Source organism: Clostridium sp. CTA-7, from assembly GCF_054768095.1.
Genome location: NZ_BAAAAV010000009.1, coordinates 57,541 through 81,063 on the forward strand (window position 1 = coordinate 57,541; position 23,523 = coordinate 81,063).

The following is a 23,523-nucleotide window of genomic DNA, read 5'->3' on the forward strand; positions in this document are numbered from 1 at the left end:
TTTAAAGTTTTGAAATAGTAGTAGATAATACATATAAAAATAATTCTAATAAGAATAAATATATGTTAAAATAAGGTGCTATCAAATGAGTATTATAATTGATAGATATATTATAAATATCCAATAGAGAGGAGATTTAATTATGGCAATTAGAGTTAATAATATGGCCTTAAAAATAGATGAAGATAAAAATTTATTAATAAAAAAAGTAGCTAAAAAACTAAAAGTTTCTATAGATGAAATGCAAAATTTCAAAATAGTAAAAGAAAGCCTAGATGCAAGAAAGAAAAATGATATAAAGTATATATATTGCGTAGAAGTAGAGCACAAAAATGAAGAGAAATTGGTCAATAAATTAAGAGATAAAGATGTAAAGCTAGAAGATCCTCATTATGATGCCGATATAGTTTTTGGTGGAAAAGAACTAAAAAATAGGCCAGTAGTAGTTGGATTTGGACCGGCAGGAATATTTGCAGCTTTATTATTAGCAGAAAAAGGATATAAGCCTTTGGTAATAGAACGTGGAGAAGATGTGGATAAGAGAACAGAGACTGTTGATAAGTTCTGGAAAACAGGTGAATTAAATACAGAGTCTAATGTTCAATTTGGAGAAGGGGGAGCAGGGGCCTTTTCAGATGGTAAATTAACTACAAGAATCAAAGATAGAAGATGTGACTATGTATTAAAAGGGTTAGTTAGAGCTGGTGCACCAGAAGATATAACCTATGTAGGAAAGCCTCATGTTGGAACTGATATTTTAAAGGGTGTAGTTAAAAATATAAGAGAGAGAATTAAAGAATTAGGTGGAGAGGTATTATTTTCATCAAAATTAGAAGAGATAAAAAGTGAAGCTGGTGAACTAAAATCAATTATAGTTAATGGAAAAGAAATAGAATGTGAAAATCTTATATTAGCAATTGGACATAGTTCCAGAGATACATATGAAATGTTACATAAAACAGGAGTGTCTATGGAACCAAAAGCCTTTGCAGTTGGAGTTAGAATAGAGCATCCTCAAGAACTTATAAATAAAAGTCAATATGGAGATATGCATGAACATCCAAAGCTTAAAGCAGCAGAATATAGATTAACTTATCAAAGTGAAAAGTTAAAAAGAGCAGTTTATTCATTTTGCATGTGTCCTGGTGGTGTTGTAGTTGCAGCAGCTTCAGAAAATGAAAGATTAGTATCAAATGGAATGAGCTATCATGCAAGGGATTTAGCTAATGCAAATTCAGCTCTAGTGGTAACTGTAGGACCAGATGATTTTGAAGGAGATTCACCGCTTAGAGGAATGGAGTTCCAAAGACACTATGAAAGCTTAACATTTAAAGTAGGTGGAGGAAAATATAAAGCTCCAGTACAATTAGTTGGAGATTTTATGGAAGACAGAGTAAGCACAAAATTAGGAAAAGTTATTCCTAGCTATACAGCAGGTTATGTATTTAAGGATTTAAGAGAGTGTCTTCCTGATTATGTAATAGAAGCCTTAAAAGAAGGAATAGCTGATTTTGATAAGAAAATAAAAGGATATGGAGATTTCGATTCAGTTTTAACAGGTATAGAAACAAGAACATCTGCTCCTGTAAGAATAACTAGAGATGAAAAGCTTCAAAGTATATCAATAAAAGGTTTATTCCCAGCAGGGGAAGGCGCTGGGTTTGCAGGCGGAATAATATCAGCAGCAGTTGATGGATTGAAGGTTGCAGAAAAAATAATGGAAGAATATAAGCCAATAAAATAAATATTAGAGAAAATTCTGAAAATTCAAGTTTTCAGAATTTTTTTTGATACAATATAAAAGAGAAAAGGAAATATTTGTAGTTTATATCACTAATTGATATAATTTTAACAAAAAAGGGTTGAAGGTAAAGATTAATTAAGGACTATAATAAGCATTAAAGAAAGAAAATTCTTAATTTTTAGAATAGTAATTAATTATTAAAATAAAAATTTACATAATGAGTATGAGGGGTGCTAAAATGAGTAAGAATTTTGATGATTTATTACAGAAGATTAATGGTTGTACTAAGAAAAAGGTGGCAGTTGCTGTAGCTCAAGATGAACCAGTTTTAGAAGCAGTTAAAGCAGCTAAAGAAAGAGGAATTGCAGATGCCATTTTAGTAGGAGATTCCAATAAGGTAAAAGAAATAGCAGAAAAGATTGATATGGATCTTTCACAATTTGAGGTTGTTCGCGAAACAGATATAAAGAAAGCGACTTTAGAAGCAATAAGATTAGTATCAACTGGTAAAGCTGATATGGTTATGAAAGGATTAGTAGATACAGCCACATTTTTAAGAAGTGTTCTCAACAAAGAAATAGGATTAAGAACAGGAAAGCTTATGTCACATGTTTCTGTATTTGAAATACAAGGAGTAGATAGATTAATTTTACTAACAGATGCAGCATTTAATACTTATCCAGATTTAAAGGCAAAGGTTCAAATATTAAATAATGCAGTAGATGTAGCACATGCTTGTGGAATAGAAGTTCCTAAGGTAGCACCTGTATGTGCTGTAGAAGTTGTAAATCCAGATATGCCAGCAACAGTAGATGCAGCATTATTATCAAAGATGAATGATAGGGGACAAATTAAAGGTTGTGTAGTAGACGGACCTTTAGCTCTTGATAATGCGCTATCAGAAGAAGCAGCACATCATAAAGGAATAACAGGAAAAGTAGCAGGAAAGGCAGATATAATATTACTTCCAAATATTGACACAGCTAATGTTATGTATAAAACTTTAACATATACATCAAAATCAAGAAATGGAGGACTTTTGGTTGGAACATCTGCACCTGTAATTTTAACATCAAGAGCCGATAGTTTTGAAACGAAGGTAAACTCCATTGCTTTAGCAGCATTAGTTGCAGAAGCTAAAAAGTAAAATAAGGAATGGAGGAAGCTTTGTTATGTCTTACAAATTATTAATCATCAATCCAGGATCAACTTCAACTAAAATTGGTGTTTACCAAGATGAAAAAGAGGTTTTTATAGAAACCTTAAGACACTCTGCAGAAGAAATAGGAAAGTATGAAAGTATTTATGATCAGTTTCTATTTAGAAAAGAGATAATTATAAAAGTACTAAAGCAAAATAATATTGATTTAAAAACTTTAGATGCGATAGTTGGTAGAGGTGGAATGCTAAAGCCAATGGAAAGTGGTACTTATAAGGTTAATGAAAAGATGATAGAAGATTTAAAAGAAGGTATTCAAGGACAGCATGCATCAAATTTAGGAGGAATAATTGCAAGTCAAATAGGTAATGAACTGAACATACCATCTTTTATAGTAGATCCAGTTGTTGTAGATGAACTTAATGATATAGCAAGAGTTTCAGGCGTTCCTGAGTTACCAAGAGTTAGTAAGTTTCATGCTTTAAATCAAAAAGCTGTAGCAAAAAGATATGCAAAGGAATCAGGAACTAAATATTCAGATTTAAATTTAATAGTTGTTCATATGGGGGGCGGAGTTTCAGTAGGAGCCCATAAAAATGGAAGAGTAGTAGATGTAAATAATGCATTAGATGGAGAAGGGCCATTTTCACCAGAAAGAGCGGGATCAATACCAGTAGGAGCTCTTATAAAAATGTGCTATAGTGGAGAATTCACAGAACAAGAAGTATACAATAAGATACTTGGAAAAGGTGGATTTGTAGCATACTTGAATACAAATGATGCAAGAGATGTACTAAAATTAGCAGCAGAAGGAAATAAAGAAGCGAAGTTATGCTTTGATGCATTTATATATCAAATTTCTAAATCAGTTGGTGAAATGGCAACAGTTTTAGACGGAAAAGTTGATAGAATAATTTTTACAGGAGGAATAGCTTACTCAGAAAAAGTTGTAGAAGAATTAAAAAAGAGAGTAGATTGGATAGCAGATATTACAGTATATCCAGGAGAAGATGAATTATTAGCTTTAGCACAGGGAGCAATAAGAGTAATGACTGGAGAAGAAGAAGCAAAGGAATATAACTAAAGGAACAAAGCTACTATGAATATTAACATTTGATATTTATAGTAGCTTTTTATTAAGACTTTAGATTAACTTTATATATAATATACCTAAATTTACATAGTAGTTTACAAATATAAATTTATGGTAAAATATAGATAAGGGAGGGGTTTTATGAGAACTTCGTTTAATACAAATAATAAAATGACAATGCTATCAGAAATGAGAAATGATAGTATATTTCAGATATTAGAATATGATGATCTAGAAGGATCAGATGATCTAAACTTATCAATATATCTTAGTTTTATGAAAGAATCCACAGTTAAACTGAGACAAGTAAGAATAATATTAGATGATAGTGCAGTTAAAATAGAGTCAGGAGCATTAAGCTATATGAAAGGAAATGTAGAAATAGAAAATAAAACTGGGGGGATCTTAGGAATTGGAAAAAAATTTTTTTCCAGTAAAGTAACAGGAGAGCCAATGTTTAAGCCAACTCTTAAAGGAACTGGTGAAGTTTTTCTAGAGCCAAGGTTTGGACATTTTACATTAATAGAGTTAGAAGATGAAGAAATAATAGTAGATGATGGTTTGTTTTATGCTTGTGAAGAAGGAATAGAAGTAGAGCCAGCAATGCAAAAAACTGTATCTTCAATGCTTTTTGGAAATGAAGGAGTTTATCAAACAAGACTAAGAGGTAGTGGAATAGTAGTATTAGAAATACCAGTACCAGATAAAGAAATATTAAGATGTAAAATGTTTAGAGATACTTTAAAGGTTGATGGAAACTTTGCTATTTTAAGAAGTGGAAATATAGAATTTTCAGTAGAGAAATCAGGAACAACATTAATAGGAACAGCCTTTAATGGAGAAGGATTACTTAATGTTTATAAGGGAACGGGAGAAGTGTGGTTAGTACCAACTAAGGCTATATATGAAGAGCTTAAAGAAACAGGGCTAAAGGATTTAAAATCTCCTGAAGGAAGAATTGATACAGAAATTTAAAATAACTTTCACTTCATATTAATAAAGTTGTAAACTGCTAAAAAGATAGTTATAATTTAATTTGTAATAATTATTTGAAATAAAACAAGGAGTGAGATATTTGGGAATAGTTGAAAGTAAACTTAAGAATCCTGAACTAGATTTGTTTTTTGAAGCTGTATTAAAGCTTGAAAATATAGATGAATGTTATAACTTCTTTGAAGATGTTGCAACTATAAATGAGATTAAGGCATTAGCACAAAGAATGTATGTTGCTAAAATGTTAAAACAAAAAAAAGTATATACAGAAATAGCAGAAAAAACAGGGGCCAGTACAGCAACTATAAGTAGAGTTAATAAGTGCTTAAACTATGGAACTGGAGGATACAACTTAATATTAGATAGACTAAATGAGAAATAGAAATTATAAAAGTTGTAATATATAAAAGTTGTAATATATAATTGAAAAATGTATACTATTACTATGACATTATGTGAAATCAATAAACTAGTAGAAAAAGTGAGGTAAAAAATATGGGTAGAATATTTGGGACTGATGGAGTTAGAGGTATTGCTAATACAGAGTTAACAGCTAACTTAGCGTATGGGTTAGGTAGAGCAGGAGCTTATGTACTAACAGAAGGAACTCATAAACCAAAGATATTAGTAGGTAAAGACACTAGAATATCAGGAGATATGCTAGAAGCTGCACTAGTATCAGGAATACTATCAGTAGGAGCAGAAGCTGTTATTTTAGATGTTGTACCAACTCCAGCAGTAGCTCATTTAATAAGAGAATATAATGCTGATGCAGGTATAATGATTTCAGCATCACATAACCCTGTTGAATATAATGGAATAAAGTTTTTTGATAACAAAGGATACAAGCTGCAAGATGAATTAGAAGATGAAATACAAAGAGTTATAGAAAGTGGATTCGAAGGAGTACCAAGCCCAACAGGACACGATTTAGGTAGATCATCTATTGAGGTTGGAGCTCTTGATGAGTATACTGATTATGCTTTATCAACAATTCCAGTAGATTTAAAAGGCTTAAGAGTTGCTTTAGACTGCGCAAATGGAGCTTGTTACAAAGCTGCTGTTAAAGCATTTAGAGAACTTGGTGCAGAAGTTTATGTTATAAATGACAATCCAGATGGAACTAACATAAATGAAAACTGTGGATCAACTCACCCAGAAGAATTACAAGATTACGTTGTAAGAAAGAAATGTGATTTAGGTTTTGCTTTTGATGGTGATGCAGATAGATGTTTAGCTGTAGATGAAAAAGGAAATCTTATAAATGGAGATTTCATATTAATGCTATGTGCAAAACACCTTAAAGATTTAGGAAAGCTTAAAGATAATACTTTAGTTGTAACAGTAATGAGTAACTTAGGGTTAGATATTGCTTGTAAAAAGGAAAATATAAATACAATAAAAACTAAAGTTGGAGATAGATATGTGTTAGAGGAAATGGTTAAGGATGGATATATTCTTGGTGGAGAACAGTCAGGACATATAATATTCTTAGATTACAACACAACTGGAGATGGATTAGTTACAGCACTTCAAGTTTCAGCAATAAGAAAGAGAAGCGGAAAAACTTTAAGTGAACTTGCAGGAATAATGAAAGAACTTCCACAAGTATTAGTTAATGCCGAAGTTCCAAATGATAAGAAAAACATATATTTAGAAGATGAAGAAATAGTAAATGAAATAAAGAAAATAGAAGAAACTTTACATGGAGAAGGAAGAGTTTTAATAAGACCTTCAGGAACAGAGCCATTAGTTAGAGTTATGTTAGAAGGCGAAAACCAAGAAGAAATAGATAAAATGGCACATGGCTTAGTAGATTTAATATTAAGTAAAATATAAAAGTAAAGGGTTGATTAAGTTCAGCCCTTTTTTAGTGTAAATAAAGATATTTTTAAAGAGGGTATTGACAAAAAAAAACAAAAAATATAGAATTAAACTGTAATCATTTTCAATTAATGGAAAGATACTATAAATATATAAGGCATATGAACAAATAAAAGTAACGGGTTACATTTATAAAAGCGATGAATTATATCTATAAAAGTAACGGGTTACATTTATAAAAGCAATAAATTATACTTGTAAAAGTAACGGGTTACATTATAAAAACAATGAATTATACTCATAAAAGTAATGGGTTACATTCATGAAAGCAATAGATTATAATTACTAAAGTAATGAATTACACTTATAAAAGTAATGAGTTACAAATTGAGGAATAATTGCAGAAAAAATTTAGGAGGAAATATGAAAAGTAAAAATATAACAATATATGATGTAGCAAGAGAATGCAATTTATCAGTTGCAACTGTTTCAAGAGTAATTAATAATAATGGGAAGGTAAAGGAGAACAATAAAAAGAAGGTTTTAAGTAAAATTAAAGAATTAAATTACCAACCTAATTCTCTTGCTATAAGTTTATATAAAAAAGATACAAGCACTATTGGAGTAATATTACCAGATATAACAAGTCCATTTTTTTCAAGAATATTTATTGAAATTGAGAAGAGGGCAATAGAAGAAGGTCTAGTAACCTTTTTATGTAATTCTATGAATAATTATAAAAATGAAGAATTATATCTTAAAACATTATCTCAAAAGCAAGTAAAGGCGATTGTTTTAATAGGAGGAATAATAAATAAAACAACTTCAAATAAAAAAAATCGTGAGTTAATTGAAGGTATAATAAAGCATACACCTATAATTATGGTAAATGGATATGTAGAAGGTATAGATTGTAGCATAGTAAGCACTGATGAAAGAAGTGGAATATTTGCTTTAGTAGATCATCTTTATGAATCAGGGCATACAAAAATTGGAGTTGTAGGTGGTATTAGAGGCATAAGTTCAACAGACTTAAAAATTGAATATTTTAAAGAAGCTTTAAAAGAAAAAAATTTAAAATATAATAAATCATGGACAATTCCTTGTGGATTTTCAGTGAATGAAGGAAAGCTGGGTATGGAAAAACTTCTAGAAAATAATAAAAGACCAACAGCTGTAATATGTATAAATGACTTAATTGCTTTAGGCGCAATTACTTATTGTCAGGATAATAATATAAATGTTCCGAATGATATTTCAATTGCAGGGTTTGATGACACATATATGTGTGAATTGATAAACCCTAAGTTGACTACTGTCAATCAAAATTATGAGGAAATGGGAAATGCTATCATGGATATAATAAAAGATAATAATTTTATTAAATGTGATTATCATAAAAAAATTGATGTTAAGTTAGTAAAAAGAAATTCTATTAAACAAATAAAATAACTTAAAAATAAAATTTACAAATTTCTTAGTAATGTTAGGAGAGAGAGAGATGGTGAAAGTAAGTATATTACCTAGTGATAAATATCAAACAATGGAAGGGTTTGGGGTTTCGGGTGCTTGGTGGTCACAGATTATTGGTGGATGGAGCGATGAAAACAGAAAAAAAATTATTGAATTGCTATTTCACAAAGATAAAGGTATAGGAATGACTATTTATAGATACAACATTGGAGCTGGGAATGGGGAAGAGATAAAAGATAGATGGAGAAGAACAGAATCTTTTAAAGTAGAAGATGGTTCGTATAATTGGGAAAAAGATAAAAATGCTTTAAAGGTTTTAGATGAAATAAATAAAATTGGTGTCAATAGAATAGTGGCGTTTGCAAATAGTCCAGTGGCATCAATGACAAAATCAGGATATGTATCAGGTAACATAGATGGTACATCTAACTTAAAAGATGAGTGCTATAAAGAATTTTCGGAATATTTAATCAATGTTTGTGAGTATTTAACTAAAGAAAGAAATATACCAATAGAGTGGATAAGCCCTATTAATGAGCCGCATTGGGATTGGAAGAAAATAAAAGGTCAAGAAGGATGTCATTATTCTACTTCTGAATGTGTAAAACTTATAAAAATATTAAGCAAAAAAATAAAAGAGAGTAATAGTGGTTTGAAAATTGCCACTATTGAGGCTGGACATTGGCAGGGAGCAGAAGAATATATTAAAGATATATTTGATGATGAGGAGTTAAAGGAAGAATTAAAGGAATTTCATGTTCACTCATATTTTTCAACAACTGAGGACAAGGAAAAGGCCACAGAATTTATAAAGAGAAATTATCCAGATATAAAACTTCATATGAGTGAGTGGACTGAAATGCAGGATGGTAGAGATTATGGAATGGATTCAGCCTTAAAATTAGCTAATGAAATATATGAAGATCTTACTATTCCACAGGTTGTATCCTGGCAATATTGGATAGCTGTATCAAAATATAATTATAGAGATGGATTAATTTATACAAATGAAGGAACAGAAGATATTGAAGAAACAAAGAGATTATGGGTTATGGGGAATTATAGTAAATTTGTAAAAGAAGGTGATTGCAGAATACATTGCGAAAGTAGTAGTGATGAAATAATGACTTTAGCTTTTCTTACAGATAAAGGATACAAGCTAATTATTATTAATAATGCGGACTGTAATGAAGAAATTAATTTGGAGTTTAATGAGGAAAACAAATATAAAAATTTAATTATATATGAGACAAGTAATAGAAATAATTTAGAGAATATTTACTATGGAAAATATTGTGATAAATTTGTTGTACCTGGAAAAAGTGTTACTACGGTAATAATTAATTAATTAATTAATTTTAAGATAAATAAATAAAATTAGGTGAACAGAATAATTAAAAAGTTTGAAATTTAAAATTAAAATAAATTTAAAGGGTAGGGAGAGTTATGAAAAAGAAAATTTTATCAATTTTATTATGTTCAGTATTTGCTGTTGGATTATTAACAGGTTGCGGTGCTAAGGATAAAAAAAATAGTGAAGCAAAAGAAAATGTTGAGTTAACAATGACTATGTGGGGGAGTGAAGAAGATCAAAAAATTTATCAAGAGAGATTAGATGCAGCAAAAGAACTATATCCTGAAATCTCAGTTAATTTGGTATATATACCAAAGGAGTATAATCAAAAATTACAAACAATGATAGCAGGTAATACAGCACCAGATATAATGGAGCTTTCAGATGAAATACATGTATATTCAAGCAAAAATCAATTAGTTCCACTAAATGATTACTTAAATAAAGATGGCATAAATCTAGAAGAGCGTTTTGGAACTACTTATGAACAATATACTAGAGATGGAAAAACTTATGCATTACCAGATAGAGGTGGTAATATGTTAGTTTATTACAATAAAGATTTGTTTGATGCAGCAGGTGTTAAATATCCAACTGCTGATTGGACTTGGGATGATATGTTAAATGCAGCACAAAAACTTACAATTAAAGAAGGGGATAAAGTTAAACAATATGGTTTCGCAGCAGGTGCATGGTGGCCATGGTGGATGAGTTTTATGTATCAAAATGGAGGAAAAATTCTAGATGATAATGGTAAGCCAATAGTAAATAGCAAGGAAAATATTGAAGCATTACAGTTCTATAATAATTTAGTATATAAATATAAGGTAGCCCCATCACCTAGTGACTTTGCAAACTTAGGAGACGTTAAGCCAGACCAATTATTTGCTCAAGGAAAAGCTGCTTTTGTAATAACAGGTTTCTGGAATGTCAATTCATTAAGCAAGGTAGAAGCATTAAATTGGGATATAGCTCCATTATGGAAGAATAAAGTAAGTGCAACAGCCTCATTTGGTTCTGGACTAGCGATTTCTAGTAAATCTAAACATCCAGAAGAAGCTTATAAAGTAATTGAATATTTAACAAGTGAAAAAGGTCAAATGCCAATAGTGACAAATAAAGAAGATGCACCTGCTAACTTACAAGTTTTAAATAGTGATGAATTTAGTAAGGCAGAATGGAGTAAAAATCCTATTAATATTCAAGCATGTAAAGATTCAGCTGAAATGGCTTTTAATACACCACTTTCTGAACACTGGAATGAAATGCTAAAGGTATTTGAAGACGGACTAGCAGAATACTTTAATGGAACAGAACAAAGTGCAGAAAAAGTATTAAATAATATTCAAGTACAATTAGAGGAAATGTTTAAATAATAATCTTAAAATTATATATGACAAATAAAATATATAATTTTACACTTTAAGTGGAGTATAAAGCTCCACTTAAAGTGTAAAAAATGGTTAGGATTATCTTAAAAAATATAAAATAATTTAGAAAAATACTTAAATAGGAGAAAAGGTATGGAGGGTAATATTATTGTAGAAGAAAGTAAGCTTAAAAATAAATATAAGAAAAAAATTAGGAGAAAGCGTACTAACAGAGAAAAAAAAGAAGAAAAATGGTTTTATATTTTTGTATCACCATGGATTTTAGGTTTTTTATTTTTAACTTTGGGACCTATAATAGCATCATTAGCTATTAGTTTAACTGATTGGGACTTATTTACAAAACCTAATTTTGTGGGATTGGATAATTATATAAAATTATTAACACAGGATAAGATATTTAGACAAGTTATATATAATACATTTTATTATGCTATTATTTCTGTTGTATTAAATATGGCATTTTCATTATTATTAGCATATTTGCTAAGCATAAAGCTAAGAGGAATAAAGTTTTTTAGGACTATATTCTATTTGCCAGCAGTAGTTCCTATTGTAGTTTCATCAATGGTATTTAAATGGATATTAGCACCAGATACAGGGCTTTTAAATAAATTTTTATCTATATTCGGAGTGAATGGTCCGGCATGGCTATTAGATCCTAAATGGGTAAAACTATCATTTGTGTTTTTAGCAGTTTGGGGTGTTGGTATTAATATGGTTTTAATACTTTCTGCTATGCAAGGTGTTTCAAATGATTTATATGAATCAGCTAGCTTAGATGGAGCAGGAGAATTTAGAAAGTTTATGAGTATTACAGTACCTATGATAAGTCCAGTTATTTTCTTTAACTTAATAATGGGAATAATAAAAGGGCTTCAAGCATTTTCGGAAATTTATATTATGACTGCAGGAGGGCCAAATAACGCTAGTAATATGATGGTACCATATTTATTTGATAATGCATTTAAGTTTTATAAGATGGGATATGCATCAAGTATTTCATGGATTTTGTTTATTATAATTATAGTTTTTTCATTAATTGTATACAAGTCATCTGATTTATGGGTATATTACGAAAGTGAGGTAAAAGAGTAATGAATACAAAAATTTCTTTACTAAGAAGAATCATATTATATATGGTGTTATGTGTAATAGGAATGGTATTAGTAACTCCTTTTATTTATATGATATCAATATCATTATCTACACCAGAAACTACGACAAAAATGGCTTTTACATTAATACCCAAAGAGTTCAATTGGCAAAACTATTTTGATGTGCTTACTAATGAAAGAATACTTAAATATTTGTTAAATAGTATTATTCTTGTTGTATTTTGTGTTATTGGGCAAGTTTTTGCAAGTTCCTTCGTAGCCTATGGATTTGCTAGAATAAGAGCAAGAGGGAAAAATATATTATTTATTATTCTTTTAGCTACAATGATGATACCTTCACAAATAACAATGATACCTCAGTTTATAATATTTAGTAAATTAGGGTGGATAAATACACTTCTTCCGATAATAATACCAAATTTATTCGGTGGAGCTTTTAATATATTTTTAATTAGACAGTTCATAACTGGCATACCGGTTGCTTATGATGAGGCGGCACAACTTGAAGGGTTAGGGTACTTTGGTATATACAGAAAGATAATGTTGCCATTACTTAGGCCGATTTTAGTTACTGTAGCAATATTTACATTTAATTATAACTGGGGGGCTTTTATGGAACCTTTGATATATATAAATGATATCGAAAAAATGCCTTTGGCATTAGGAGTACAAGTTATGAGTGCTACATATAATGCTGGTGCAACACCAGAATGGAATATAGTTATGGTAGCATCATTATTGTTAACAATACCAATGGTAGCAGTTTATTTCTTAGGGCAAAAGTATATTTATCAGACAAACATAGTAGGTAATAGCTCATTAAAATAATTATATATGGAGGATATTTATGAAATCTGTAGTAAGTTTAGTGACATCTATTGCGTTGATGACTTCAATATTGGTTAGCAATTTTGGAGTATCTGTAAAAGCGGATTCTAAATCAATTGATCAAGGGACTCGCGTTTATATTGATCCTAAAATTAATTACCAAACAATAGAGGGATGGGGAACTTCGCTAGCATGGTGGGCAAATGTACTAGGGAATTGGAAGGATCAATCAAAAATTGATGAAGTTACAAAGAAGTTATTTAGTCAAAGTGAAGGGTTGGGATTAAATGCTGTTAGATACAATATTGGAGCAGGTGGAACATTGACCCCATCATTAGGTAAACAACCAAGGATAGGAGCATCGATTGAGAGTTATCAGCCATCAGCAGGAGTGTGGGATTGGAATGCAGACAAAGGACAAAGGTTAATACTTCAGAAATCAAAAGAACTTGGAGTGGATTTCTATGAAGCTTTTTCAAATTCACCACCTTATTGGATGACAAAAAGTGGTTCTCCAGCAGGAAACTGGAATGGAAGTAATAACTTAAAAGATGATATGTATGACGATTTTGCTAATTATTTAACTGAAGTAATAAAGTATTTTAAAGATAATTTTGGGATTGAATTTGATACGGTAGCTGCGTTAAATGAACCCAATTCTATTTGGTGGACTAGCTACAATAATCAAGAAGGATGTCATTTCGATAGAGATAAACAAAATCTTGTTATAAAAGAATTAGGAAGACAGTTACAAGAAGCTGGGTTAAATACAACAATAAGTGCACCAGAAGAATATAACATTAATGATACAATAGCATCATATCTTTCATATGAACAACAATCTAAGGATTATATAACTTCTATTCATACACATACTTATGCGGGAGATAAAAGAAAAGAGTTAAAAGAACTTGCAGCAAATCAAAACAAGAGTCTTTGGAATTCAGAGGTATCTTTAGGAGGAAGTTCAGGACACAATCATAATGATATGACTAGCGCAATTGAACAAGCAAATAAAATAAGAACAGATATAGTAGATATGGGAACAACAACTTGGTGTTATTGGCAGGCTGTAGAAGATGAAGCGGGTGGACATAATCACGGGCTAATACATGCAAATTTTCAAGGAGAAGAGGAGTATTATATAACTAAACAGTATTACGGCATGGCTAATTATGCTAAATTTGTTAAACCAGGGTTTAAAGTAATTGAGTCAAACAATTCCAAAACTCTAGCAGCCTATAATGAATCTACTGATGAATTAGTTTTAGTAGTTACTAATGATAGTAATAGTAATATTCCATATAACTTTGATTTATCTGAATTTTCTGGAGGAGAGAAAATAGCAAAGTCTTATAGAACTTCAGATAATGAAAATTTAGCTCAATTAGAAGATATTAATATTACAAGTGATAGTCTATATGTTGATTCTAAGGCAAATTCAATAACAACTTATATTATTTCTAATATTTCATATAAAGAAAGAGAAAATATTGCATTAGGTAAAAATGCGTATACAGATAATGAAGAGATATCTAAAGGAAATGTAGTGAAAAATATAAATGATGGTAATGGTATTACAAGATGGAGTGCTAATGATGGTAATAAAAATCATTGGGTAACCATTGACTTAATGGAAACATATGATATAAATTCTACAGAAATTATATGGGAAGAAAAGGACAAGCAATATAAATATAAAATAGAGGTTTCTAGTGATAATACAAATTGGATAGAGGTAGTGAATAATTTAAGTGATTATAATAAAATTCAGTCTGATAGATTTAATACGATTAAAGCAAGATATGTAAAATTAACAATACTAGAACCGCCAGCGAAATATTGGGCTAGCATAAATGAGCTTAGAGTATTTAAAGATGATAATCTACCATATACAATTCTATTAAATGATAATAAAAAAGGTAGTGGAATAAATGAATTCAACTATTCTAATGGGTGGAGTTATTATAATGAGCAACAAGGTGCCTATATGAAAGATAATCACTATACTAGCACTAAAGAAAACACTGTATCATTTAAGTTTAATGGGAATAGAGTACAGATATATGGAGCAAAGGATTCAGGTATGGGGATTGCATCAATAATGATTGATGGATTAGATAAAGGCATAATAGATTACTATAATCCTAGTAGGTTAGATGGAGCTTTAATTTTTGATAGTGGGGAATTGTTAAACGGTGAACATGAAGTAGTAATTAAATGCTTAGGAGAAAGGAAGCAAAGTTCTTTTGATAATTATATTACATTAGATTATGTAAAAGTATATTCAAATTAGTGTATTTTAAAAATTTATTAATAGACTATCTTTAATATTTTAAAGATAGTCTATTAAAATGATAAGTCTATATGTAATTAATATGAATTTAGATATAAGTATTTTTAAGGACGATTAGGGAGGGATATAAGTGATTAGGAAAAAAGTACCATTTTTATTTTATGGTGGCGATTATAATCCAGATCAATGGACTGAAGATATTTGGGAAGAAGATATAAGGATTTTAAAAAAAATGAAGATAAACATAGTTACATTACCTGTGTTTTCTTGGGCAAAATTACAACCAAATGAAGATACCTTTGATTTTAAATGGTTAGATAAAATAATTGACAAATTATATGAGAACGGAATCAGTGTAGTAATGGCGACGCCAACAGCTGCACAACCGGCTTGGGCATCAAAAAAGTATAAAGATATATTGCCTGTAGATACTTATGGTAATAAAAGACATCATGGAGGTAGAAGCAATTTCTGTCCAAATAGCTCAGATTATAGAAGATTATCAAGTGGTATAGCAAGTAAGATGGCAGAGCATTATAAGGAAAATAAAGCTATAGTATTATGGCATATAAATAATGAGTATGGCACATATTGCTATTGTGAAAATTGTAGGAAAGCATTTATATTATGGCTTAAAGAGAAGTACAAGACTTTAGAAAATTTAAATGATAAATGGAACACTACTTTCTGGAGTCATACTTATTATGAATGGGATGAAATAGAAGTTCCATCGGCTTTAAGTGAAATATTACCAGGTAGATTAGCAGGTCGAGATGGTACTAATTTTCAAGGAATGGCAATAGATTATAAAAGATTTATGTCAAATAGTATTCTAGGTTGTTTTATTAATGAAAAAGAAGCAATAAGAGAACATATGCCTGATACACCTGTTACAACAAACATATGGGGGATTTCAACAAATATTGATTTATTTGAATGGGCTAAGCACTATGATATAGCTTCATGGGATAATTATCCATCTAATTTAGACAAGCCGAGTGACGTAGCTTTTAGACATAGTGTTGTAAGAGGATTAAAGAAGCAACCATTTTTAATTATGGAACAAACACCAAATCAACAAAATTGGCAAGATTATAATGCTTTAAAAAGACCAGGTGTTATGAGATTATTAAGTTACCAAGGTATTGCACAAGGCAGTGATGGTGTAATGTTCTTTCAGATAAGGCAATCAAGAGGTGCTTGTGAAAAATACCATGCAGCCATTATACCACATGTTGGGAATGAAAATACACGAATTGGTAGAGAGTTAATGGAGCTAGGGAATGAGCTTAATAGCTTAAGTGATATAATTATTGATTCAAATATAGAATCAAAGGTTGCAATAATTATGGATTGGGATAATTGGTGGGCAGTAGAGTACTCTAGTGGTCCAAGCGTAGATTTAAAATACTTAGAACAAATTCAAAAGTACTACGGAATATTACATGGATTAAATATTCCAGTAGATATAGTGCAACCAGATAGCGATTTATCAGAGTATAAAATAGTAATTGCGCCAATATTATATATGGTTTCAGAAAAAAACAAAAAAAATATAGAAAGTTTTGTAAGAGATGGAGGCACTTTTATAACAACGTTCTTTAGTGGAATAGTTGATGAAAATGATTTGGTAATATTAGGTGGATATCCAGGCGCTTTCAGAGATTTACTAGGTATATGGATTGAAGAAACAGATGCGTTATATCCTGATATGCAAAATTATATAAAAGTAAACACTAAAATTAAAGGATTTGAAAATTTAGATGGAAGTTATAAATGTAATTTAATTTGTGATGTTGTTCATTTAGAAGGAGCAAAAGAAATAGCTACTTATGAAACAGACTTCTATAAAAATACTCCAGTGATAACAGAAAATGATTTTGGTAATGGTAAAGCTATTTATTTGTCTTCAAATATTGAAGACAATTTTATTAAAATGTTAATGAAAAAATATTTAAAAGAAAATAATATTAATGGTATTTTAGAAGGAATAATGGATTTAGAAATAACTAAAAGAACGAAGGATGGAGTAGAATATATATTTATACTAAATCATAAAGATGTAGATGTAGAAATAGATTTAGGTGAAAGGAAATATATAGAATTAATAACTAAAAAGTCATTAGAGGGAAGAATGAAAATTAAAGCAAAAGATGTATGGATACTGAAATAAAATATAAAAATTAAGAAGGTACAATTAATGAAGGGGCTGTCGCACTAATTATTTAGTGTGACAGCCCTATTTTTTTGATTGTAAATAATATATTGACATTTCATTTGGTTGTAACTATAATAGTTACAACGGGAGGGATTATTATGAAAATAAGTAGCAGATTTTCTGTAGCTGTTCATATACTATCAGTAATATCTATGGAAAAAGATAGATTATGTACTTCAGAATGGATTTCTGAAAGCGTAAATACTAATCCAGTAATTATTAGAAGAGTTACGGGTATGTTAAAAAAAGCTGGTATAGTTAGTGTAAATCCAGGAAGTGGAGGAGCATATCTTTTAAAAGATATAGAAGAAATTTCTTTATTAGATGTATATAGAGCAGTTGATGTTGTTGAAGAAGGTCAGCTTTTTCAAATACATGAAAATCCTAATCCTAAGTGTCCAATCGGAGCTAATATTCAGCTTGTATTAGAGATTATACTTTTTAAAGCTCAAGATGCCATGGAAAATGTTTTAAAGAGCGTCACTATGAAAGATATAGTTGAAGGACTAATTAAAAAGATGGAATAAATATATTCTATTTTTTTATAGTAGTTGTAACTTCTGTAGTTACAACGAAATTATTTAAGAGATTATATAAAGAATATTCAAAGTTTATATAGTTACTATTTAAAAATTATTTGAATTTAGGAGGAATAAGTAAATATGAAGAAAAAAATATATTATATTATGGATACAATGTGTGGTTGGTGTTATGGTTTCAGTAACGTAATAACTGAAATACAAGAAAAATACAATGATAAATATGATTTTGTAGTTTTACCAGGAGGAATGTGGATAGACGAAAATGTTAAAGTTATTAATGATGATTTAGGAAATTATATAAAGAGTCATAATATAAATATAGAGCGATTAACAGGAAGAAAGTTTGGAGAAGGATTTAATAAAAATGTGTTAGATAATAAAAATATGGTTTTAGATAGTTTACCTGGAGCAAAAGCTGTAGTTTTAGCACAAAAGCTAAAGAAGGACACTGTATTTGACTTTCTTAAAAAGATTCAAGAATCATTCTTTATTGAAGGAAACGATCCTAATAACTTAGAAATATATACTACAATAGCAGAAGAGTTTGGAATAGATAAAGATGAGTTTGAAAAGAAATTTTTATCAGAAGAATTAACAAATGAAACTTACTCAGTTTTTAATATGGTAGCTTCAATGGGAGCAATGAGTTTTCCAACTGTTATTATGGTAGAAGGTAATAAAGGAACAATAATAGCACAAGGTTACAGTAGCTTTGAAAAATTAGACAAAATACTATCTATATAGATGATAAATAAAAGATGATCTAACTTAGATCTTATTAATAAAATTATAAATAAGGAGGAAAATAATATGAATAAGAAAATGCCAGTTCTATTTCTTTCACATGGAAGCCCTATGAATGTAATATTAGATAATGATTATACAGAAGCATTAAAAATATTAGGAAAGAGTTTAGAAGTACCAAAGGCAATAATGATAATTTCAGCGCATTGGAAGACAAGAGGAACTTATTTAACCTACAGTGATAAACCAAAGCAAATCTATGATTTTTACGGATTCCCAGATGAATTATATAATATAAAATATAATCCTGATGGGGGTAAAGAGTATGCTGAGTTAGTTGCTAAAGAATTAGCTGATAATAAAGCAATGCTTACAGATGAATGGGGATTGGATCATGCTGCATGGGGAGTATTAAAATATATGTATCCTAATGCTAATATACCAACATTTGAAATAAGTATAAATGGATTATTAAATGAAGAACAGCATTATGAAATAGGAAAGAAATTATCAAAATTTAGAGATATGGGAATTCTTATAATAGCTAGTGGAAATATAGTTCATAACTTAAGAGAAATGAATCATGATATGTATTCAGAACCTTTTGATTGGGCTATAAAGTTTGACAATCATATTGCAGAAGCAATTAAAAATAGAGATAATAAGAGCTTGATAGACTATAAAAAAAATGGAGTTGAAGCTGAATTATCAGTTCCAACAGATGAACACTATTTACCATTACTATATATAGCAGGATTACAAGAAGAAAATGATAAAGTAGAGTTTATTCATGAAAGTATACAACATGGTTCTATGTCTATGAGGTGCATAAAGATAGGTTAACAATAAGTTTATTTTCTACACAATTAAAGTATGATATAATACATATAACCAAAACAAAGGAGGATGGGGATATGTTTTTAAATGAACTTAATAAAGAGATAGGAACAGCATATATCAACTTACTTATAGAATTTGCTTTAGTTGATGATAAAATAGAGAAACAGGAAAGAGAGTTAATTGAGAGAGCTTTAAAAGAAATGAGCCTAGAAGACTTTGAGTTAGAAGAGGTTACACATGAAGAAACTATACAAACTTTAAAAAATGCTGGTGAGAGAATAATAAATATAGTATTTTTTGAGTTAACTAGAGTTGCATTAGCAGATGCAGAATATGAAATGTCAGAAGTTAGATTTTTAGATAGCTTAGCAGAAGAACTTAACATATCAAGAGTTAAGAGATTCCAAATGGCAGAATATTTTTATAAGCATTCAGAATACGATGAAGAAAATCAAGAAGCAGTTAGATTAGAAGCACAAGCATTTTTGAAGTAAAAAGGAGGCGTAGCCCCTTTTTATTTTTTAAATAAATTAAAAAGTTCTATATTTAAAATGCTTTTAAGGAGGAATATTTTTGAATATAAAAAGCTTTTTAAAGTTAGTAGAAATACAAACTAAAGTAGCAAGTGTAATTCCATTTTTATTAGGAACTTTTTATACTATGTACAGATACGATAATTTTAATATTAAAAATGCAATTATAATGTTCTTATCAATGATTATATTCGATATGACTACTACTGCAATTAACAATTATATGGATTATAAAAAAGCTATTAAAAAAGAAGGTTATGGATATGAAACTCATAACGCTATAGTTAGAGATAAATTGAATCCAAGAATAGTTAGATTAACTATTTATATTATGCTTGTTGTAGCTTCTGGATTAGGATTATTATTAGTAAAAAACACTAATATAATAGTTTTATTAATTGGAATGATTTCCTTTATTATAGGAATTACATATTCATTTGGACCAATTCCAATATCAAGAACACCATTTGGAGAAATATTCTCAGGACTAGTAATGGGGTTTATAATAACATTTTTAGCTATATATATACACATATTCGATTTAGGAATATTATCAATTAATATTTCTAATTTAAATAATATAAGTGTTAACTTTAATATAATTGAATTAATTTATATATTCTTAATAAGCTTACCAGCTATTATGGGAATATCAAATATAATGCTTGCAAATAATATTTGTGATATAGATGAAGACATTGTTAATAAAAGATATACTCTTCCGATATACATTGGAAAAGAAAATGCTTTAAAGCTATTTAGGTGGATGTATTATATTGGATTTGTGGCAATAGTAATAGGAATACTACTTAAAGTATTACCTATAGTTTCAATAGTTACTTTATTAGTCTTAAAAGTTGTACAAGAAAATATAAATAAGTTTAATAAAATTCAAACTAAGAAGGATACTTTTATATTAGCAGTGAAGAACTTTGTAGTTACTAATGTAGTATATTTAGTAACCATAATATTAGGATTACTATTATCTTATATTTAGAATAATATGAAATTATTCTAAAATGCATATCAAAAACTTATAATAAAAAGGCAGTAACTTAAATGTTATTGCCTTTATTTTAAATTAAAAGATGCATTAGAGAAAACTGTGTAACAGGATCTAAATAAAAATATAGTGATTAATCCATATAAAACTTCTCATAGCATAATTTATAAATTTAAAGGAAAAATAAAATTAAAGCTAGAAAGGAGAGATTTATATGAAAAAAATAATAATTGGATTAATGATAATTTTTAGTATAGGATTAATTTCATGTAAACAGAAAAATATAGATAAGCCAGCGACAGATAATACAAAGCCACAATCAAGTGATCAATCAAATCCTGATCAAACTACACCACAATCAGATACAGATAGTAAGTTGCAATCTGGTAAAATTTATATAAACGAGTTATATTCAAGTTTAAAGGATGAAGTAGAAAAGCAAAAGGAAAAGCTTAATCCTGAGGAGTGGGAAAAATTTAAAACTGACTTTAATAATAAATTAAATTCTGTAAAAGGCTCAGTAGAGGACAATTATTTAAATGAAGCTGTAGATAATTTAGAGAAATTATCTAATGAATATGATACTGCAATTAGAGAAGGTGTTGATGTAAGCAAAGAAAAAATTACAGAAATGAAAAATAAAATAGAAGAAACACTAAAGAAATAAGTTAAGGGGCTATTCTAAAATAGAAAGCAATTTCTAAATTAGGGTAGCCCTATTGTTTTATTATAATTATGGATATATATTAATTAATAGCTTTTTTAATATAAGTTTATTTATATCTTATTTAAAATTACTTTTATCGAAATAATTAGTCAGTAAGAATATATTTATGTTATAATTTACATAAAATGTAATGCAATTTAGTTAACAGAAAGATAATATTAAGAGATTTACATACTAATATTTTCATGGAGAGTGATATATAATGAAGTTTATAGATATGGAAAATTGGAATAGAAAAAAGCACTATAATCATTTTAAGGAACTTGACTATCCACATTTTAGTATTTGTGGGAATGTTGATATTACAAAATTTTATAGATACATTAAGGAAAATGAAATACCGTTTTTTATATCATTTTTGTATGTTGCCACAAAAACAGCAAATAATATAAAAGAGTTTCGATTTAGGATAAGAAAAGATAAGGTAATTGAGCATGAAACTATAGATCCCTCCTTTACTTTAATGACTGAAAGTGAAGTATTTAGTTTTTGCAAGGTAAAATTTATAGATGGATTTAATGATTTTAAAATCAATACATTAATGGAAATGGAGAAAATAAAGAAGACTGTAGTTATGGAAGACGAGCCAGGTTGTGATAATGTCTTATATATTACAAGTATTCCTTGGATTTCATTTACCAGTATAACTCAGCCAATTCATATGAATCCTGTTGATAGCATTCCAAGAATAGCATGGGGTAAATATTTTGAGGAAAACGGAAAAATTAAAATGCCATTGTCTATTCAGTTGCATCATGCTTTAGCCGATGGTATGCATGTTGGACAATACTTTAACACAATTCAAGAAATATTAGATAATCCAGAAATACATTTATAGTATATAAATAATATTATTCAATGTATAATTTACTTATATGAGTACGTTTATATAACTTAGCTGATAATAACATTAAATAATATTAGGAGAAGAAAATGAATTACGTATATATATTAAGATGTTCAGATAATACTTTATATACAGGGTGGACAACCAATTTAGACAAAAGACTTAAAACTCATAATAATGGAAAAGGAGCCAAATATACAAGAGCTAGGCTTCCAGTCGAGATTGTATATTTTGAAGAATTTGATAATAAAAAAGATGCAATGAAAAGAGAATGTGAAATAAAGAAGTTGTCTAGAAAAGAGAAGTTAAATTTAATAGAATATTTTAATAAAAGTGTAGCAATATAAAACTATGTTAATGAGTCTTATATTGCTATTTTTATATTAGAAATTACAAATAGTATAAAGATATATGTCTAGACATCTACATGTATAGTTATTAATAGGAGTAAACAGGAGTAAACTAAAGAAATAATAAAGTAGTTTGAATAAATAGCTAAAATTAATTGAATTTAAATAAAAATCATTGATTTTAGGAAAAAATATGATAGAATTAGTGTAGCTTTTAATTTTATATGCATAAAATATAGTGTTAAAAATTGCTATTAAAGGAGATGAAAATTAATTAATAATATTAAAGCGCCAGAACTTAAGTGACACCCCAAATCTACGATTTGGTTGGTGGAACTTACTCAACGACTAAAAGGAGTTGAGTTTCCTGTTTAAAATAGATTTAATAATATTTTAGATTTAAAGGGAAAAAGGAAACTCCTTCTCATATTCATTCCAAGGAGTAAGTT

Annotated in this window: 21 protein-coding genes; all 21 read left to right on the forward strand. The window is 28.8% G+C overall.

All coding sequences use genetic code 11. The features are described from left to right. Nucleotides 1–142: 142 nt before the first annotated feature. Complete coding sequence (locus ACYUEX_RS15555; RefSeq protein WP_460288994.1) at nucleotides 143–1,744, forward strand: NAD(P)/FAD-dependent oxidoreductase; 1,602 nt, start codon at nucleotides 143–145, stop codon at nucleotides 1,742–1,744. Nucleotides 1,745–1,982: 238 nt separating this feature from the next. Beyond that, nucleotides 1,983–2,891, forward strand: coding sequence for a phosphate butyryltransferase (ptb, locus tag ACYUEX_RS15560; protein ID WP_460288995.1), 909 nt, complete (start codon nucleotides 1,983–1,985; stop codon nucleotides 2,889–2,891). Between the two features lie 25 nt (nucleotides 2,892–2,916). Beyond that, entirely contained in the window at nucleotides 2,917–3,987 is a 1,071-nt protein-coding gene (gene buk / locus ACYUEX_RS15565) for a butyrate kinase (protein ID WP_460288996.1), read from the forward strand. A 150-nt stretch (nucleotides 3,988–4,137) separates the two neighbouring features. Next, a complete protein-coding gene (locus ACYUEX_RS15570; RefSeq protein WP_411169569.1) occupies nucleotides 4,138–4,971 on the forward strand; it encodes an AIM24 family protein in 834 nt (277 codons plus the stop codon). 100 nt (nucleotides 4,972–5,071) lie between these two features. Next, nucleotides 5,072–5,371, forward strand: a complete 300-nt coding sequence (locus ACYUEX_RS15575) for a YerC/YecD family TrpR-related protein (RefSeq protein WP_322389793.1) — start codon at nucleotides 5,072–5,074, stop codon at nucleotides 5,369–5,371. A 113-nt stretch (nucleotides 5,372–5,484) separates the two neighbouring features. Continuing rightward, nucleotides 5,485–6,828, forward strand: a complete 1,344-nt coding sequence (gene glmM / locus ACYUEX_RS15580; RefSeq protein ID WP_460288997.1) for a phosphoglucosamine mutase — start codon at nucleotides 5,485–5,487, stop codon at nucleotides 6,826–6,828. A gap of 408 nt (nucleotides 6,829–7,236) precedes the next feature. Continuing rightward, on the forward strand, nucleotides 7,237–8,265 hold the full coding sequence (locus ACYUEX_RS15585; RefSeq protein WP_460288998.1) for a LacI family DNA-binding transcriptional regulator: 1,029 nt from the start codon (nucleotides 7,237–7,239) through the stop codon (nucleotides 8,263–8,265). 49 nt (nucleotides 8,266–8,314) lie between these two features. Next, nucleotides 8,315–9,634, forward strand: coding sequence for a glycoside hydrolase family 30 protein (locus ACYUEX_RS15590; RefSeq protein WP_460288999.1), 1,320 nt, complete (start codon nucleotides 8,315–8,317; stop codon nucleotides 9,632–9,634). A gap of 98 nt (nucleotides 9,635–9,732) precedes the next feature. Then, nucleotides 9,733–11,016, forward strand: coding sequence for an ABC transporter substrate-binding protein (locus tag ACYUEX_RS15595; RefSeq protein ID WP_460289000.1), 1,284 nt, complete (start codon nucleotides 9,733–9,735; stop codon nucleotides 11,014–11,016). A gap of 147 nt (nucleotides 11,017–11,163) precedes the next feature. Beyond that, nucleotides 11,164–12,126: a carbohydrate ABC transporter permease gene (locus ACYUEX_RS15600; RefSeq protein ID WP_411169575.1), complete on the forward strand. Its 963-nt coding sequence runs from the start codon at nucleotides 11,164–11,166 to the stop codon at nucleotides 12,124–12,126. Then, the gene (locus ACYUEX_RS15605; RefSeq protein ID WP_411169576.1) at nucleotides 12,126–12,974 is read left to right on the forward strand and encodes a carbohydrate ABC transporter permease; all 849 of its coding nucleotides are present in this window, start codon (nucleotides 12,126–12,128) and stop codon (nucleotides 12,972–12,974) included. The genes ACYUEX_RS15600 and ACYUEX_RS15605 overlap by 1 nt, the downstream gene beginning before the upstream one ends. A 19-nt stretch (nucleotides 12,975–12,993) precedes the next feature. Further along, nucleotides 12,994–15,270 carry a glycoside hydrolase gene (locus ACYUEX_RS15610; RefSeq protein WP_460289001.1) on the forward strand — a complete coding sequence of 759 codons (2,277 nt, stop codon included), beginning with the start codon at nucleotides 12,994–12,996 and terminating at the stop codon, nucleotides 15,268–15,270. Nucleotides 15,271–15,400: 130 nt separating this feature from the next. Continuing rightward, complete coding sequence (locus ACYUEX_RS15615) at nucleotides 15,401–17,443, forward strand: beta-galactosidase (protein WP_460289002.1); 2,043 nt, start codon at nucleotides 15,401–15,403, stop codon at nucleotides 17,441–17,443. 143 nt (nucleotides 17,444–17,586) lie between these two features. Beyond that, nucleotides 17,587–18,015: an Rrf2 family transcriptional regulator gene (locus ACYUEX_RS15620; protein WP_460289003.1), complete on the forward strand. Its 429-nt coding sequence runs from the start codon at nucleotides 17,587–17,589 to the stop codon at nucleotides 18,013–18,015. Between the two features lie 135 nt (nucleotides 18,016–18,150). After that, nucleotides 18,151–18,774 (forward strand): DsbA family protein, encoded by a 624-nt coding sequence (locus ACYUEX_RS15625; RefSeq protein ID WP_460289004.1) that lies wholly within the window; start codon nucleotides 18,151–18,153, stop codon nucleotides 18,772–18,774. 66 nt (nucleotides 18,775–18,840) lie between these two features. Further along, entirely contained in the window at nucleotides 18,841–19,617 is a 777-nt protein-coding gene (ygiD, locus tag ACYUEX_RS15630) for a 4,5-DOPA-extradiol-dioxygenase (RefSeq protein ID WP_460289005.1), read from the forward strand. Between the two features lie 71 nt (nucleotides 19,618–19,688). Then, nucleotides 19,689–20,108 (forward strand): hypothetical protein, encoded by a 420-nt coding sequence (locus ACYUEX_RS15635; RefSeq protein ID WP_322412729.1) that lies wholly within the window; start codon nucleotides 19,689–19,691, stop codon nucleotides 20,106–20,108. A gap of 79 nt (nucleotides 20,109–20,187) precedes the next feature. Further along, nucleotides 20,188–21,144 (forward strand): 1,4-dihydroxy-2-naphthoate polyprenyltransferase, encoded by a 957-nt coding sequence (gene menA / locus ACYUEX_RS15640; protein ID WP_460289006.1) that lies wholly within the window; start codon nucleotides 20,188–20,190, stop codon nucleotides 21,142–21,144. 220 nt (nucleotides 21,145–21,364) lie between these two features. After that, the gene (locus ACYUEX_RS15645; RefSeq protein WP_460289007.1) at nucleotides 21,365–21,817 is read left to right on the forward strand and encodes a hypothetical protein; all 453 of its coding nucleotides are present in this window, start codon (nucleotides 21,365–21,367) and stop codon (nucleotides 21,815–21,817) included. A gap of 262 nt (nucleotides 21,818–22,079) precedes the next feature. After that, nucleotides 22,080–22,715, forward strand: coding sequence for a CatA-like O-acetyltransferase (locus ACYUEX_RS15650; RefSeq protein ID WP_460289008.1), 636 nt, complete (start codon nucleotides 22,080–22,082; stop codon nucleotides 22,713–22,715). A 95-nt stretch (nucleotides 22,716–22,810) separates the two neighbouring features. Then, nucleotides 22,811–23,071, forward strand: a complete 261-nt coding sequence (locus tag ACYUEX_RS15655; protein WP_411169585.1) for a GIY-YIG nuclease family protein — start codon at nucleotides 22,811–22,813, stop codon at nucleotides 23,069–23,071. Nucleotides 23,072–23,523: the final 452 nt, after the last annotated feature.